At 46.9% G+C, this 14,918-nt stretch carries 14 protein-coding genes and 1 pseudogene; 11 read left to right on the top strand and 4 right to left on the bottom strand.

All coding sequences use genetic code 11. From position 1 onward, the window contains the following. Positions 1 to 149 precede the first annotated feature (149 nt). A complete protein-coding gene (locus ACKGJP_RS30720) occupies positions 150 to 695 on the top strand; it encodes an RNA polymerase sigma factor (protein ID WP_409342559.1) in 546 nt (181 codons plus the stop codon). Further along, on the top strand, positions 682 to 1,410 hold the full coding sequence (locus ACKGJP_RS30715; RefSeq protein ID WP_409342558.1) for a hypothetical protein: 729 nt from the start codon (positions 682 to 684) through the stop codon (positions 1,408 to 1,410). The genes ACKGJP_RS30720 and ACKGJP_RS30715 overlap by 14 nt, the downstream gene beginning before the upstream one ends. A gap of 218 nt (positions 1,411 to 1,628) precedes the next feature. Here ACKGJP_RS30715 and ACKGJP_RS30710 read toward each other — a convergent pair whose 3' ends face one another. Continuing rightward, positions 1,629 to 2,063 (bottom strand): DUF4259 domain-containing protein, encoded by a 435-nt coding sequence (locus tag ACKGJP_RS30710; RefSeq protein ID WP_209979401.1) that lies wholly within the window; start codon positions 2,061 to 2,063, stop codon positions 1,629 to 1,631. Between the two features lie 448 nt (positions 2,064 to 2,511). On the opposite strand from ACKGJP_RS30710, the gene ACKGJP_RS30705 reads away from it, so the two are divergent. From ACKGJP_RS30705 to abc-f, 8 genes and pseudogenes are all read left to right on the top strand, one after another. After that, positions 2,512 to 3,360: a DUF1648 domain-containing protein gene (locus tag ACKGJP_RS30705; RefSeq protein WP_409342557.1), complete on the top strand. Its 849-nt coding sequence runs from the start codon at positions 2,512 to 2,514 to the stop codon at positions 3,358 to 3,360. Positions 3,361 to 3,510: 150 nt separating this feature from the next. Continuing rightward, a complete protein-coding gene (locus tag ACKGJP_RS30700; RefSeq protein WP_409342556.1) occupies positions 3,511 to 3,894 on the top strand; it encodes a hypothetical protein in 384 nt (127 codons plus the stop codon). 202 nt (positions 3,895 to 4,096) lie between these two features. Further along, on the top strand, positions 4,097 to 4,606 hold the full coding sequence (locus ACKGJP_RS30695) for a GyrI-like domain-containing protein (protein ID WP_409342555.1): 510 nt from the start codon (positions 4,097 to 4,099) through the stop codon (positions 4,604 to 4,606). Positions 4,607 to 4,725: 119 nt separating this feature from the next. Then, a complete protein-coding gene (locus ACKGJP_RS30690) occupies positions 4,726 to 5,508 on the top strand; it encodes a VOC family protein (RefSeq protein ID WP_409342554.1) in 783 nt (260 codons plus the stop codon). After that, a pseudogene (locus ACKGJP_RS30685) lies at positions 5,465 to 6,079 on the top strand (OmpL47-type beta-barrel domain-containing protein); the annotation flags it as partial. The gene ACKGJP_RS30690 and the pseudogene ACKGJP_RS30685, both read left to right, overlap by 44 nt. A gap of 38 nt (positions 6,080 to 6,117) precedes the next feature. Continuing rightward, the gene (locus ACKGJP_RS30680; RefSeq protein WP_409347357.1) at positions 6,118 to 6,498 is read left to right on the top strand and encodes a hypothetical protein; all 381 of its coding nucleotides are present in this window, start codon (positions 6,118 to 6,120) and stop codon (positions 6,496 to 6,498) included. A 377-nt stretch (positions 6,499 to 6,875) separates the two neighbouring features. After that, positions 6,876 to 7,049 carry a GNAT family N-acetyltransferase gene (locus ACKGJP_RS30675; protein ID WP_409342553.1) on the top strand — a complete coding sequence of 58 codons (174 nt, stop codon included), beginning with the start codon at positions 6,876 to 6,878 and terminating at the stop codon, positions 7,047 to 7,049. 409 nt (positions 7,050 to 7,458) lie between these two features. Continuing rightward, positions 7,459 to 8,961 (top strand): ribosomal protection-like ABC-F family protein, encoded by a 1,503-nt coding sequence (gene abc-f / locus ACKGJP_RS30670; RefSeq protein ID WP_409342552.1) that lies wholly within the window; start codon positions 7,459 to 7,461, stop codon positions 8,959 to 8,961. 191 nt (positions 8,962 to 9,152) lie between these two features. Here the strand turns inward: abc-f and ACKGJP_RS30665 are convergent, their stop codons facing one another. Together ACKGJP_RS30665 and ACKGJP_RS30660 are read right to left on the bottom strand one after the other, a co-directional pair. Continuing rightward, positions 9,153 to 10,322, bottom strand: a complete 1,170-nt coding sequence (locus ACKGJP_RS30665; protein ID WP_409342551.1) for a beta-propeller fold lactonase family protein — start codon at positions 10,320 to 10,322, stop codon at positions 9,153 to 9,155. A gap of 331 nt (positions 10,323 to 10,653) precedes the next feature. After that, complete coding sequence (locus ACKGJP_RS30660; protein WP_409342550.1) at positions 10,654 to 11,763, bottom strand: glycosyltransferase family 4 protein; 1,110 nt, start codon at positions 11,761 to 11,763, stop codon at positions 10,654 to 10,656. 573 nt (positions 11,764 to 12,336) lie between these two features. Here ACKGJP_RS30660 and ACKGJP_RS30655 point away from each other — a divergent pair. Beyond that, positions 12,337 to 13,854 carry a malate:quinone oxidoreductase gene (locus ACKGJP_RS30655; RefSeq protein WP_409342549.1) on the top strand — a complete coding sequence of 506 codons (1,518 nt, stop codon included), beginning with the start codon at positions 12,337 to 12,339 and terminating at the stop codon, positions 13,852 to 13,854. Positions 13,855 to 14,045: 191 nt separating this feature from the next. Here ACKGJP_RS30655 and ACKGJP_RS30650 read toward each other — a convergent pair whose 3' ends face one another. Next, entirely contained in the window at positions 14,046 to 14,906 is an 861-nt protein-coding gene (locus tag ACKGJP_RS30650) for a helix-turn-helix domain-containing protein (RefSeq protein WP_409342548.1), read from the bottom strand. Positions 14,907 to 14,918 lie beyond the last annotated feature (12 nt).

Raw genomic sequence — 14,918 nt, 5'->3', positions numbered from 1 at the left:
ATAGATGCCCAATTATGAACCGCGTGCAACGCGGTTATTTTTTAAGCAAATTTGATCTATTCCAACAATTCCAACATCAGCTAAAAAATATAATGTGCTTTGTGGAACCGTTTACGTTTAGATTAGTCTGTTTAATAGGGGTGAAAAATTTGAATGAAGATTATTTCAATAATATTACTAGCATAGATCAGTCCAATATCAGTGAAATAACGAATAAATATTGGAAAGACATATGGAATTATGCTTACTTAATCACAAAGGACCACGAGCAATCCAATGATATCGCTCAAGATGTATTTGTTAAAGCTTTTCGCTCCTTACATACGTACAGAGGTGAAGCTTCAGTCAAAACATGGCTTTTAAAAATCACAAGAAATACAGCGTACTCTCATCAAAGATCCGCATTTTTCCGAAAAATAATCTTATTTGATGTAGTACGTTCAAGAGAAAATGAACTATCGGCCGAGAAACAGTATTTTAATAAAAAGTTAGTTAATGAAATATGGGAGTTTGTTATGAACCTTCCCAAACATCATCGAGAAGTCATCGTATTAGATGCACATTACGAAATGTCGATAGAAGAAATATCAAACTTATTAGGAATTGCGAAGGGGACAGTAAAGTCACGCCTCCATCGTGCTCGGCGAATATTAGCAAAAAAAATAAAAGAGGAGGAGAATTATGTTGGAGAATAAGCCACAATGGTACGACGAGTTGAAAGTCGGACCTGTAAATGTTATCCCTAAACCAACACAGGAGACAATAAAGATTATTGAAAGAAGAGTAAGCGGTAATGGAAGAATGAAGTATAAACTTTATTGGATTTCACTGTGTTATGTTTTACTTTTTGGTGCAATAGGTGGAGTTGGATTGAATATTTGGAGAGGGAATGGGATGCAGGGTGAAGATTGGACACATTCAACTATAAATATCACTAAAACGGAAGTATTGGACAATGAAGGTAATTTAGTGGCGATCGATCGAAAATGGCTTATGCCCGAGGACACTTTTACTCTTTATCAATCTTATTCCAAAAGTAAGTCAGAGGAACTTTTGAAAGGATTAGAACCTTTGGATATTTTTCGGATGTATGTATATGCATCGCAGCAGGGTGACTACGATACGATATACGCTTTACTAATTAAAGGTTCAACCTACGGGACGCCTTCCCTTGAAGAATACTCTGCTGACATGGCCAAGGATCCAGAGGGACAGGAACGAACAAAAAAACAGTGGCTCGAATGGAAAAAAACATACCGTCTGTATGAAGAGGTTGACGGGGATGAGGCCATGATTCGAATGACGCCTCGTCTTAACCCTTCTGGCCCGATCAAAGAAGACGAAAAGTTTTTTCGTCTGAACAAGAATAATAAAGACATCTGGAAAGTTGGTTGGCTTCCTCTTCAATAAACGAATGAACTTTGACCACAATGAGTAAAGTTTTACGGTATCTCTAAATATTCTACAAGAGCAGGTCCCCGCGGCAACCTGCTCGATTTACCAGTCGGGGGTCTGATCATACCAGATCGTGGACAGAAACAGCAGAAAATAGCGGAAAATCCGCTAAACAAAACGCCGCAACCCTATCATTCGGATTGCGGCGCTTTTGTTCTCGTTCAATCATCCTTCTACCGTTCTTTGGCAAGCCGTGCTTCCAACTTGGCAATCAGCTGCTGCACATGTGCCCGCCATTCGTCCCAGCTCGACGATTCCCGCCACAGCTCCGCCAAATCCCCCTCGCAGTCCCCCTCAATGTCAGTCCAAATCACGTTCAAATGCTCCAGCAAAGCCCCAAGCGCGGCACGATCGGCCGTGAACGCCCGTACTTGCGTCAAGGCGCGTTCTTCCTCCTCATGATCGTAATCCAAACTGCCATTCTCCAGAAACTCGATATACAGCTCCGCGAGGGCGAGCACTGTTCCGTCATAAAGGAAATCATCCTCACCAAACTTCGCCATCAATTCACCCAAATCCAACGTGTCACGAGGAAGCAAGTCCTCGATCGCTGCCACTAGATCCAGCCCTTCATCACTTTCCAAAGCTTTGATTCCCCATGCTCCCATTCGATGTCCTCCTGTCACTGTCGTCTCTTCATTATATGGAGCGTGTCCAATGCACGTCAAATGTTACCGTGACTCCTTTAATGGCAACACCCTGCACTCACGAGGAGAGCTGATTCCGTCAAAAGGTAATTAAGACCGAAAGAATTGCGGAGAAAGTTCAGCTAACTGGGAACGATAGTGGAGGAGCTTGCTTCAGGCAGCTCCTCTATTGTTTTATTGAAGTAACGGGCAGGAATGCTCAATTAAAATGTGGGATAAAATATAAATTTCACCCTTATAGTCACTAAAATCGATTATAATTAAATTTATGTTCAAGTCGATTACCTATCCTAAGTTAATAGGATAATCATACGCAAAAAGGCATAGTGATGAATCGCCTATGCTATAAGGGTTATAGAGTTTTCGAATACACACTTATGTATAAGAGGAGGCGAATGATATAACGATAATGCCTGTTATAGTAATGATCTTTGTATTTGTACCTACCATTGTACTCATGGTAAGCATGCCTTATTTAACAAGAGAGACGATTAGTTTTGGGGTCACCGTCAGCGCTGTACAATTCCACAGTGAGCCTCTGCGCCAGATGCGGAAGTCATATGCTAGGATTAGTGCTACCTTGCATACCATCCTATTCATTGTTTGTATCATCTGCCTAATATACGGTGATGAACATTCCAAGCAACAAAGTTGGATCATTATCACTTATTCACTCGCCATGGTCGTAATCTCCCTAGTCATAAACATTAGCTATCATTTCAGAATGAAAAGTTTACTACCTATGCTGCCTATTGCTCCGGAACCATCGATCATGGCAGTGGACACTGGATTTCGGAAAAGAAACATTGGCTTGTCTAGTAATTGGTTCCTCATTCATGGTTTAATTATTGTTGTTAGTATTGTAACTGTGCTACGCAACTACGATCTGATTCCTGATCAGATTCCGATCCATTACAACAGCAGTTGGAACGTAGACCGCTATGCAGCTAAATCTTATAGTACTGTGTTTATACCTACGATAATCCAAGTGTTCATAACACTTTTTTTCATATTTGAGAATTGGAGTATTCGCAGAGTGAAGCAGCAGGTTCAACCCACTGATCCTAACCGTTCCATCAGACAAGACGTACCTTTGATTACAGCAAGCTTCTTAATAGTTATCCTGTTTTCCGTCGTGCAACTAAACATGATATCTCTGCTTAGCATCAATTTCGCTATCCCCATTATCCTAATCATAATAGCCTTAATCATCCTATACGCCTTCGTTAGTAAAGGGTTTAAAAATACTTCTGATTGAACTAACGGGTACGATAGCACCATGACAACAGGCTGCCGGTACAATCGGCAGCCTGTTCTGCTAACGGGCAGTTTAGTTCCAATATGTGGTATCATATGATGAGTAATTAAATGGAGCCCATTTGTCGCCAGAAATGGAGGTAATAAGTTGATGAGTAGAAAGATAGTATTCGTCCTATTACTAATTTCATTTTTATTAACAGTATCTTGTACTAAGAAAACAAGCATAGATATTGGCGATGCAGTAGTAAAAACCGAGGACTCTTTTAGAAAACTTGATGGGATAGCTACTACAGCATCTTCGTTTAATGGTGAAAAAGATGTTAAATTCAGACTTATGGTTGAGGGGAATCTTACAGAAGCTGAAGCAACTAAATTATTCAGACGCATATTGGATACTATTGCCGAGTTTTCGAATCGTCCAAATGTTTGGGATTATTACAATGGTTACTTTGATATCAAGAATTATGACCATGGTATCCTTTATGAAGGAACAAAGCTGATTGGTGAAGATTTAAAGGTCCAGTCGAAGTGAAATTTCTATTCCGCTAACGGGTACTATAGCTCAATAAGTAACCAGAACGAGGCTGCCGGCATGGATCGGCAGCCTCGTTACGCGATTGGGCAGAATAGTTTTGAAAATTGCACCTTTACAAATAGAACATACATTCGGTATCATTAGGATGATTTATTTTCCATAATATTGAAACGAAAGATGAATGGAGAGATGAGCACTTATGATTATCGAAACCAAAATCATCGAGAAGCCAGCGTTTAGCGTCGTCGGCATCACTGAAGAGATTCATTTTGATCAGTCTATGCCGCCCTCACAGAATAGCATTGCCAAGCTTTGGAGCCGATTCGGTAAGCGAATTGACGAAATTCCGGGTATTCTTGGGTGGCGAAGTTTCGGACTCATGCTGCAAAATCCAGACAACGCGCCTGGTATGCCATTTGAATACACGGCTGCCGCACAAATCCATCAGAACGGTGATATTCCTGATGGGATGTCCCTTATTGAGGTTCCGGCTGCGCGTTATATCGTTCTGACTCATCGAGGTCCGCTTGATGATATTGGCAAGGCATTCGCTCATTTCTGGGGACAATGGTTGCCTAACAGTCCTTATGTTTACGATGGCGGAACCAGTACAGGTAAATATGAGTTTGAATTTTACGACCAACGCTACACGTATCCAGACGATCCGAATTCTGAGATTGACTTGTATTTTCCTATTCGAGCGAAATAAACACATAAGAGCCAGTGCATCGCATTGTTCCGCGGTAAACTGTAGACAATGACCAACAAACCGGCCGCGTTTACGGAGTTGACTAGTCCCCTTTTTGACCATAAAAGGAGTGGAAGGAAATGACAAGAAAAGGATTTCAAGGACATATCGCCTACTTACATTTGCCGGTAAGTCGGATGGACGAGTCGCTGGCTTGGTACGAGCGGCATCTTGGAGCGAGAATATCGGGAAAACCACATGACGATCTCGGTTTTATCGACTTCCCGGAAGGGCCGAATGTGCTGCTGCTCGGTACGAACCAGCCTGCTCGAACGGCGTTCTACCTGGGGGATGAGCGCAAACAGGCGGCTGGATTTCGTACGACGCGAATCGAAGAACTTCACCGTCATATGAAGGAGGGCGGAGTATCGCTTGAACCGATCGTTAGCTATGGGCATGGTCATTTCTTTTACTTTGACGATCCGGATGGCAATTTTTTTATGGTGCATCAACTACCTGATGCGGTAAGTAGGGACGAAGATCCGCTGGTCGAAGGTATCCGCTACATCGAAATGCCAGTCTATGATTTGGAACTGACAACAGATTGGTACGTGAACATCCTGGGCTTCAATAAGACTTTGCCAGGCAATCCGGATCTTGTCTTTCTTCACAGAGAGCCGGGTCCAAACATCCTGATGTGGCGTTCGCAATTCAGAGCGAACTTGAATGTATATCGCGGCGACGAAGTCACGCCTTTCATCGGGTTTCGAATCAATGAGATGGACGGGCTTCATCAGTACCTGAGAATATCAGGCGTTGCTGTCAGCGAGATCGAGGACGCTGGAGCGGTAGGTCGATTTTGCCGGTTTACCGATCCGAATGGAAATTTGTTTATGGTGCACGAGCCTTCTCAGAATTATTAAACTAACGAGGAACGAGAGCTCAACATCCAAGACAATGAGGCCGATCGCGACGAAAGATGGGTACGATCCGAGTGAAACGGCGGTTTTCGTGTACACGATTACGAATAGCGGCAACGGTAATGGCTCTGATCAAATACCTCCTGTCACAACGGACGATGCACCTTCCGGGTGGTCGAATCAACAGGTTACGGTGACATTGTCAGCGACTGACGAAGGTGGTTCAGTTGTTGCCGCGACCTATTACACGCTTAATGAAGGCGCACAACAGACGGGGAATACGATGTTGGTCGAGGGTGACGGCGAGCATATACTGACTTACTGGAGCGTAGACAACGCAGGAAACGAAGAGGTCCGGCATCTGGCAACGGTTAGGATCGACAAGACGGTACCCGTAAGCACCGCAACTGTAAATCCTGCCGATCCTAACGGCAGCAACGGATGGTATAAGTCGGATGTTACGGTAAGCTTGTCTGTTTATGATCATCTCTCCGGTGTGGCTAAAACGGAATATCAAGTGAATGACGGGGAATGGCTCCCCTATACGGGTTCCATTCCTGCATTCGGAGAAGGGATTTATAAGGTGAATTATCGCAGCAAGGATCTGGCGGAGTGGAACCGGTCAAAACCATCGAGTTCAAAATCGACAAGACGGCGCCCTTGCTTTCCGTTCAACTGGATAAAACGTCAATATGGCCGGCTAATCATAAAATGGTCGTTGTCCATGCCGTTCTTGATTCGAGCGATGGCGCTTCCGGCGTCGAATCGGTAGTTTTAACCTCCATTACGAGCAATGAACCGGATAGCGGTCAAGGTGACATTGAGGCCAATATCGGTACGGCGGACACTTCATTTCGATTACGTGCCGAAAGATCAGGCAGCGGATCGGGACGCATCTACACCATTACCTATACGGCAACCGATAAAGCGGGCAACAAGACGGATACATCAGTAACGGCCACAGTGCCTCACGATCAATCGGGGCGACAATAATAGCCGCTGTCTTTATTAGACGTGTTCCGGCTGCAGGCTTGAAAGGGCCTCAGTCAGAGCACGTTTTTTTGTATTCACTTCCTGTAAGCATATATATAGAGTAGACACGCTAGATTTCGCGTGTCGGAGGACAAGAACATACATTCATTAAGATCCGCGCACTGCGCATGCCAGGAGCGATTTACTTTAAAGACGTTTCGATCATACTCGACGAGGACGAGATCTAAAAAATCAAACTTAGACGAGGCTGCCGGCATGGTTCGGCAGCCTCGCTATGTTAACGGGAGTTATGCTCAATAAGGAAATACATGTATAATTATGTCATATTTAATCATTTTTTTGAATGAGGTCTGAACGAATGATAATTTATAAAAGCGATGAAACACCTAATGTTAAAGCATGCCAATATAAAAATATCAGCCTGGCATAATGAGAAATTAGTGGGCTTCCTGCGAGCATTTACGGACTTTTGTTTTGATTGTTATATTAATGATATCGCGGTTGACCCCGAGTACCAGGGAACGGGGATTGGCAAGGGATTAATTGATTGAAGAAACGTGGTACCAAGCCATTAAATAATGATTGAACGGGTAGGATAGTGAAATAACAGGAATCAAGCGAAGGAGCATGGCGGAGCTGCGCAAGGCTTCAGCCTAAACGGGACGGCGCAGGTTGTAGTTAAATTACGATTGTGATAAACTGTACGTAATTTTGATGACGGGAGTTGAACGAATACATGTAGAACTTTCTTGCTGCGAGATCACGAAAAGAACGGACTCAGCTATCGGCTGTGTTTGTTTATTTCGTCTCTGCAAGAAAGGTCTGTATTTCGTTTGCGCTCCCTATCCGGACAGTCATCCGGCCCCTTGGAATGGGGCCGGATTTCCTCGTATGGATCAGAGCCGCAAGAAAGCACCTTTCTTGCGGCTCTTTTTATTTCCATACGAAAGGATGATCGCCATGCCCGCGATACAGGTATCCAATCTTACTTTTGCCTATCCAGGTAGCTATGACCTTATATTCGAAAATGTTCATTTTCAAATCGATACAGACTGGAAGCTGGGGTTTACAGGGCGAAACGGTCGGGGGAAAACGACGTTCTTTAACCTGCTGCAGGGGAAATACGAATACAGCGGCACGATCTCCGCACCGGTCGCTTTTGATTATTTTCCGTTTCCCGTCGAACATCCGGAATATTTGACCGTCGACGTCATCGAAGAGATCGTGCCAGGCTATGAGCGCTGGAAGTTGATGCGCGAACTGAACCTGCTTAAGGTTTCGGAAGACGTGTTGTACCGGCCATTCGAATCGCTGTCCCAAGGCGAGCAGACGAAGGTACTGCTGGCCGTGCTGTTCATCCAGGACAATCGATTTCTGCTCATCGATGAGCCGACCAATCATCTCGACTTTCACGCACGAAAGCTTGTTGGCGATTATCTGAATACGAAACGCGGTTTTATTCTTGTTTCACACGATCGGGCATTTCTCGACCGCTGCGTCGATCATATTCTATCGATCAACAAAACGAATATCGAAATCCAAAAAGGCAGCTTCTCCAGCTGGTGGACGAACAAAACTCGCCAGGACACGTTCGAATTGGCACAAAACGAAAAGTTGTCCAAAGACATACAGCGTTTATCGACTTCTGTCAAACGCACGAGCGGCTGGTCTCACGAGATCGAAAAATCGAAAAACGGCACACGAAACTCCGGCTCCAAGCTGGACAAGGGATACGTCGGTCACAAAGCAGCAAAAATGATGAAACGCGCGAAATCCATCGAGCAGCGGCAAACCGCCGCTGTAGAGGAGAAGTCGAAACTGCTCCGAAATATCGAACAGTCAGAAAGCCTTGTGATCTCTCAGCTCGCATATCCCAAATCCGAACTGGTCGTGCTGGATCACGTCACGATTTACTACGGGGAAAGACCGGTTTGCGAGAACGTTTGTTTGACGATCGAACAAGGGGATCGGATCGCAATTTCAGGTCCAAACGGTTCGGGCAAGTCTAGCTTGCTCCGCCTGCTCAACGGCGAGGCGCTTCACTATACAGGCACGTTTCGGCTGGAGCCGCAGCTTCGCTTTTCCTATGTATCCCAGAGTACCTCTCATCTGCGAGGATCGCTTTCCGATTATGCAGCAGAGCACGGAATCGACGAAAGCTTATTTAAGGCCATGTTGCGTAAGCTTGATTTCGCCCGCATCCAGTTTGAGAAGGATATGTCGGCGTTTAGCGGCGGGCAGAAGAAGAAGGTTCTGATCGCGAGAAGCCTATGCGAAGAGGCTCATCTGCATATTTGGGACGAACCGCTCAACTTTGTAGACGTGATTTCCCGGATGCAGATTGAAGAGCTGCTGCTTGAGTACGCGCCGACCATTGTGTTCGTGGAGCATGATCGGGAATTTCACGACCGTGTCGCCACGAAAACGATTGAACTCGGTGGGGCGGGCACGATAGCACGATAAAAACAGCGGCAGTCTAGGTCTTTCGGGGTCCTAGTCTGTCACTGTTTTTTTCAATAATTTACCACCTAAATCCATGCGTTTGCGGGTGGTGTCAGCTTCACTTGTACTACCCCAATTACCTATGTTTGGTTGATTACTCAATACTACTTCTAGATCTTGATGCTTATTACTGGATTTTCCCAATGCTTGATTTAAATCGTGATCGGCGTAATCGCGATCCCTACAGGCACATGAGGCGACTCCCCAACCGAAATCGGGGAACCAATGACCGTGTTGGTGGCGGTATTGATCACGGATACGCTGATGTTGCCGCTATTTAGTATATAGGCGCGGGAACCGTCGGGCGTGATGGCAATACCCTGAGGATTGAGTCCGTCGGGAGCGAGAGTAATGGTGTCTATAACGATATTCGGTGTTACTGTGATGTCAATCACGGAAACCGTGTTATTGGTAGCATTTGCGGTATAGGCGCGGGAACCGTCGGGTGTGATGGCAATGGCAACAGGACCGTCTCCATCGGGAGCGAGAGTAATGGTGTCTATGACTATATTCGGTGTCACTGTGATGTCAATCACGGAAACCGTGTCATTATCAACATTTGCGGTATAGGCGCGGGAACCGTCAGGCGTGATGGCAATGGCTTCAGGACCGTCTCCGTCGGGAGCGAGATTAATGGTGGCTATGACGATATTCGATGCCGTATTGATCACGGAAACGGTATTATTAAATTCATTTGCGACATAGGCACGGGTACCGTCGGGTGTGATGGCAATACCCTGAGGACTGAGTCCGTCGGGAGCGAGATTAATGGTGGCTATGAGGATATTCGATGCCGTGTTGATCACGGAAACGGTATTATCAAAATTATTTGCGGCATAGGCACGAGTACCGTCGGGCGTGATGGCAATGCCTCCAGGACTATCTCCAACCGGAATCAATCCGATGACCGTGTTGGTGGCGGTATTAATTACCGATACCGTTTCATCGCTTTTTGTTACATACGCAAAAGGGCCGAAATCGATGGAACTGATCTTACAGATCGGGATGATACGTGTTCCAAATACACCAACAAGAATCAGGTTTCCTTCGTCTACTCTGAATATACGACCTTGGATACTATCAAAAAACCCCGCGATCGTGACCGAAATAAAGTGACCTTCTAATTGCTGTAGTTTCGCCCGGAGATTTTGAAAACAAGCTTCGTCAGGACTTATTACGTTAACCGGAGTCGGATCAACGTTTATTGTTGGATTCTCGACAATAACACAGCGTTTTTTCTTCAATTTCTTCTTCCGTGGACAAATGATGATCGTTTTCACATAACGTCTACATCGTTTCTTTTTTTTAGCCATAACTCCCATATGCTAATCGCCTCCCGTAAAAAAACACATCCTATCTTACGTTAGACATAGGGTGAGCGCTTGTACGGGTATCTAATATTAGCTAGACTACTATAATATTTATTGAAAAAATGGAGACAAGAATGAAAATGAAGGATTTAGTAATAGGGGTGGTGTCAGCTTCGCTGGTACCACCCACCCCTATTATCGAGTATTAACGGGCACAATAGCACCATGCACAGGCTGCCGGCACAATCGGCAGCTTGTTCCGCTAACTGGCAGTAGAGCGCTCCCTGTAGGCAGTCTACCAGAGTTCGGACGTTTCAGGAAAAAGACGCGGCGAGCGAGACCGTTAGCGCAAGCAGCTTCGGTAAACGTCGCGAATACGCAAAGCGACGTTGCGGACGGAAAAACGGCGCACCGTCATGTTCCGTCCCTTTCTTCCGAGCGACGCGCTCCAAGCGGGCGCGTTTAATACGCGTTTGATGTCTCTGGCCATTTGGGCGGCGGTTACCTGTCTCTTACCACCGTGATCGCCGAACTGGTTCCACATCGCTGCGGCTGCATTCGATTTGCGCACGATGCCGAAGTAGCTTTGGGTCCCCGCTGCAATGAGCGGTTTACCGCAGGCCATCGCTTCGTTCGCGACCGTTCCCGTGCCGACGACCGCGTTGGCCGCCCCGTATAAGTGCCAAATGTCCATAATGGGAGGACGCACGATGATGGCCCTTCTGCCGATACGCCGATTGGCGGCGGCGGCGAGTCCGGACAGCCGTTTGCGATATATCCCGGGTCCGGCAAGAACGGCGGTAAATTTCGGCGAAATCTTGGCGATGCGTTCGCTTGCCTGAATGACCTTTCGCGCAATCGGATATTTATCCACGCCGAACCTGCTTGCATAAGCGAGCAGCCTCCCCGATAGCGGAAGGCCGAGTTTTCTTCTGCACGCGGTCTTGTCTCTGGGACGGAATACATCCGTGCGGATGCCGACCGGAATTCGGACGCATTTATGTGCGGGGAGCCCCAACGTCCGCACCCAGGCCGACAAGTTCGGCGTAACGGCGATGATCCGGCGCGCGATCCCCGCCGCCTTCCGCACAGGCGGCAAGCCGTGAAATCGGCCATGCAAGGTCATAACAACGGGTATTTTGCGGCGGCGGTACAAGGCTGCGGCCACACTGAAAGAGTACGTATCATTCGCATGGACGATTTGATAACCGCGGGATGCGACCAAGCGGGACAGCCTGGCTGCGGTAGCGGCAGCGGTGACGCTCGTGAAACCCGGAATCAAATGCACCGGGATTCCTTGTCTTCTGCATCTGCCGACGAGCGGTCCGCCGGAGGTCGCGATTCCTACCTGTACGCCAAGCGGCCTTAAGGCCCTTGCCAAGTTGATCATGTAGTTTTCGGTCCCGCCCAGGTCCAGTCGATAAACAAGCATCAAGATACGGATCGTTCTCATTCCTTCCTTTTGTGACTAAACGGAAACGTTCATTCTTCTTTATATTCCGCAAGCCAAGGAAATGACCGTTCGTCCGCCAAAGATCGGCTGCCGCCGTGCCCATACCAGGTTCGCCACGCCATCCGCACCGGAGTATCTGCGAGCCGATCAACACGCACTTGGAGCACCCATCCGCACCCGCACCCGCACCCGCACCCGCACATCGCAACTCCAAGTAGGGGATTTGTTGGATTGGTTGAGATGGGGTTTTCTTACTGTCGCGAGAGGGGGGCTTAAATCCGCCAATGTATTCCAATCCAGCACCGCTTCCGAGAAATTGGCAACCGAGGCCTCAGCCCTTTCAAAAGCGGGGCTAAGACCTAGGTTTTTTTGTGTTCCTAGAGCCTTGTGGACGGACAACTCACTTTTTTACTAGCATTTTAATAGCTTATAACTATCAATAGTGATACACTATGATTAGGTTATCATTGATCCAGAAAGATGTGTGACTAGGTCCCGCCTTGGCTTGCTGTGGCGCTTAAGCAGGAGTGTCTGCATCCTTTCTGCAAAACGTAGGGTATAAGGACGGTAAAAATGAACAACAGACAAACGAAAACAGACGTAATCTTAATTGGTGCCGGAATCATGAGTGCTACTTTGGGGTCACTGCTGAAAGAATTAGCGCCGGACTGGGAAATTACAGTGTTTGAGAGGCGCGCAACCGCAGGAGAAGAAAGCTCTAACGAATGGAATAATGCGGGAACGGGTCATTCTTCACTGTGCGAGCTTAACTACACCGTCGAAAAACCGGACGGATCCATAGATATTAGCAAGGCTATAAAAGTTAATAAAGAGTATCAGGTTTCAAGGCAGTTTTGGTCTTACCTTGTAAACAGCAATCTGATACGTAATCCGCGGGACTTTATCATGCCAGTGCCTCATATGAGTTTTGTGCAAGGGGAGCAAGATGTAACGTTTTTGAGAAAACGTTTTGAAGCGTTGTCTGCCAATCCCCTGTTTCAAGGAATGGAATTTACCGATGACCCAGGAAAACTGATGGAATGGATTCCGCTTATGATGAAAGACCGGACATTGAATACACCTATAGCGGCAACAAGAATCGAATCCGGAACGGATGTTAACTTTGGCGCGTTAACGCGCAGATTGTTTGCCCAATTAAAGAGTAAAAGCGTCGATATAAAATTCAAGCATAATGTGGATGATATTAAACGTACTAGCGACGGCTCGTGGGAATTGAAAGTGCGGAATGTCGATAGCGGTACGGTCGAACGCCATACTGCCAAGTTCGTCTTTATCGGCGGCGGGGGCGGAAGCCTGCATTTGCTGCAAAAATCCGGTATTCCTGAAGGAAAAGGCATTGGAGGATTTCCGGTAAGCGGACTATTTATGGTGTGTCAGAAACCGGATGTTGTAGCGCAGCATCATGCCAAAGTATACGGCCAAGCTCCGGTTGGTGCTCCTCCGATGTCTGTTCCGCATCTTGACACAAGAGTTATCGACAAGAAAGAATCGTTGTTCTTTGGACCGTTTGCCGGCTTCTCGCCAAAGTTTTTGAAATTCGGTTCCATGTTAGATTTGGTCACTTCCGTAAAAGCGGATAATCTCGTCACGATGATGGCGGCAGGCGTAAAAAACGTTCCATTGACAACATACCTGATCAAGCAGGTTATGTTATCGAAAGAAAAGCGCATGGAAGCTTTACGGGAATTTGTCCCGAACGCCAAAAGCGAAGATTGGGAATTACTAGTGGCGGGCCAGCGCGTGCAAATTATTAAAGATACTGCTGCCGGCAAAGGAACGCTTCAATTCGGTACGGAAGTTATTAGTGCCGCTGATGGCTCGATAGCTGCACTGCTCGGCGCTTCTCCGGGTGCTTCTACCGCCGTTTCCGTCATGCTTGAGGTAATAAATAAATGCTTCCCTCAACATATAAAAGCGTGGGAACCGAAACTAAAAGAAATGATTCCTTCTTACGGCGTGTCCCTATTGGAAAACCCGGAGCTTATTCAGGAAATTCAAGCTTCAACAGCGCGGACGCTTGGTCTAAGCGAAAGCTTGCCGTTGCAGAAAGCACGCCGGACCGTATCGTAAATAACGAAGTTTTGATTGGAGAACCATCCCTATTTCGATCCCCCCCATAGGATATGTTATTTGCGATGGTTCAATCCTTTTACCGAGCTCAATAATCGGCACCAAGAAGAAGGCGTTCATCCGAAAGGGGGAGCGCCTTCTTTTTTATAGGCAATGCCTTTACTTTACGGCAGTCCGCATATAACCGCCGGTTAGCTCATCCTGCCCCGCATCGTTATAGAAGGCGCGATCCCGGTAAAAGCTTTGTACTGCTTCGAGAAGACGAAAGGATCGGGATAACCGAGATGAAACGAAATTTCCTTGACGGATTGATCCGAATGCTCCAGCAAATAACGCGCATATTCGATTCGAGACTGGATTTGGTACTCCTTGATGGTTAGCCCGAACAATTGCTGAAACAACTGCGAGCAATATTTGGGAGTCAGCCCGGAAAGAGCGGCTAATTGTTTAACCGAGAGCCGGTCGGCCGGATTCGTATCCATGTGGTTCTTAATCTGCAGGATGGCGGGATGAACCGGCTTGCGCTGCTCGATTTCTTCCAGTTCGCACGACATTTCAGCCAGTGCCTGGCAGATGGAAGAGTGGCACAGCGCATCCCTTCTTACGGAAGGAGGAAGACAATAATGACGGTGAATCGTCTCGAACAACAAGCGAAATTTGGACGTATCCCGCGGAAGAAACGAGAAGTAGCAGGGGCTTTCTGTGACGGAATTCCGAGCGTGATCCCCGAATGGGCCTATCTTGAAGCGAATCGGGACGATGGTCAAAGGCTCTTTCAGATCCCGGTACGCCGAATGCACCGTACCGTCGGACAGAAACAGCAGGCTGCCCGCCGCCAGCTCCACGGGAATGCCGTCAACCTCGTATGTAGCGCATCCGCTTTTGACATACAGAATGTGAATTTCATCGATCACGCGTTCATCGATATGCCATGATGCGGGTACCGTCACGTTAAAGCAGGTGTGGATACGGAACATTTGCGTGGAAAGCGTCAAACGAAGAAGGGAGTCCAGGAAGACGGACGCTTCTCTAGGCAGTAGACTTTTTGACATGCGATTCATCCT

The organism is Paenibacillus litoralis, from assembly GCF_046244365.1.
Taxonomy (GTDB): Bacteria; Bacillota; Bacilli; order Paenibacillales; family NBRC-103111; genus Paenibacillus_V.
The sequence above is the reverse complement of the archived record's forward strand: the minus strand, read 5'-3'. Positions and strand labels throughout refer to the sequence as shown.

Coding starts and splice junctions, on each gene's coding strand:
- ACKGJP_RS30650 (WP_409342548.1), bottom strand. CDS start 14,906: ATGTCAAAAAGTCTACTGCCTAGAGAAGCGTCCGTCTTCCTGGACTCC.
- ACKGJP_RS30695 (WP_409342555.1), top strand. CDS start 4,097: ATGATTATCGAAACCAAAATCATCGAGAAGCCAGCGTTTAGCGTCGTC.
- abc-f (WP_409342552.1), top strand. CDS start 7,459: ATGCCCGCGATACAGGTATCCAATCTTACTTTTGCCTATCCAGGTAGC.
- ACKGJP_RS30690 (WP_409342554.1), top strand. CDS start 4,726: ATGACAAGAAAAGGATTTCAAGGACATATCGCCTACTTACATTTGCCG.
- ACKGJP_RS30715 (WP_409342558.1), top strand. CDS start 682: ATGTTGGAGAATAAGCCACAATGGTACGACGAGTTGAAAGTCGGACCT.
- ACKGJP_RS30700 (WP_409342556.1), top strand. CDS start 3,511: ATGAGTAGAAAGATAGTATTCGTCCTATTACTAATTTCATTTTTATTA.
- ACKGJP_RS30655 (WP_409342549.1), top strand. CDS start 12,337: ATGAACAACAGACAAACGAAAACAGACGTAATCTTAATTGGTGCCGGA.
- ACKGJP_RS30675 (WP_409342553.1), top strand. CDS start 6,876: ATGAAACACCTAATGTTAAAGCATGCCAATATAAAAATATCAGCCTGG.
- ACKGJP_RS30660 (WP_409342550.1), bottom strand. CDS start 11,763: ATGAGAACGATCCGTATCTTGATGCTTGTTTATCGACTGGACCTGGGC.
- ACKGJP_RS30665 (WP_409342551.1), bottom strand. CDS start 10,322: ATGGGAGTTATGGCTAAAAAAAAGAAACGATGTAGACGTTATGTGAAA.
- ACKGJP_RS30705 (WP_409342557.1), top strand. CDS start 2,512: ATGCCTGTTATAGTAATGATCTTTGTATTTGTACCTACCATTGTACTC.
- ACKGJP_RS30710 (WP_209979401.1), bottom strand. CDS start 2,063: ATGGGAGCATGGGGAATCAAAGCTTTGGAAAGTGATGAAGGGCTGGAT.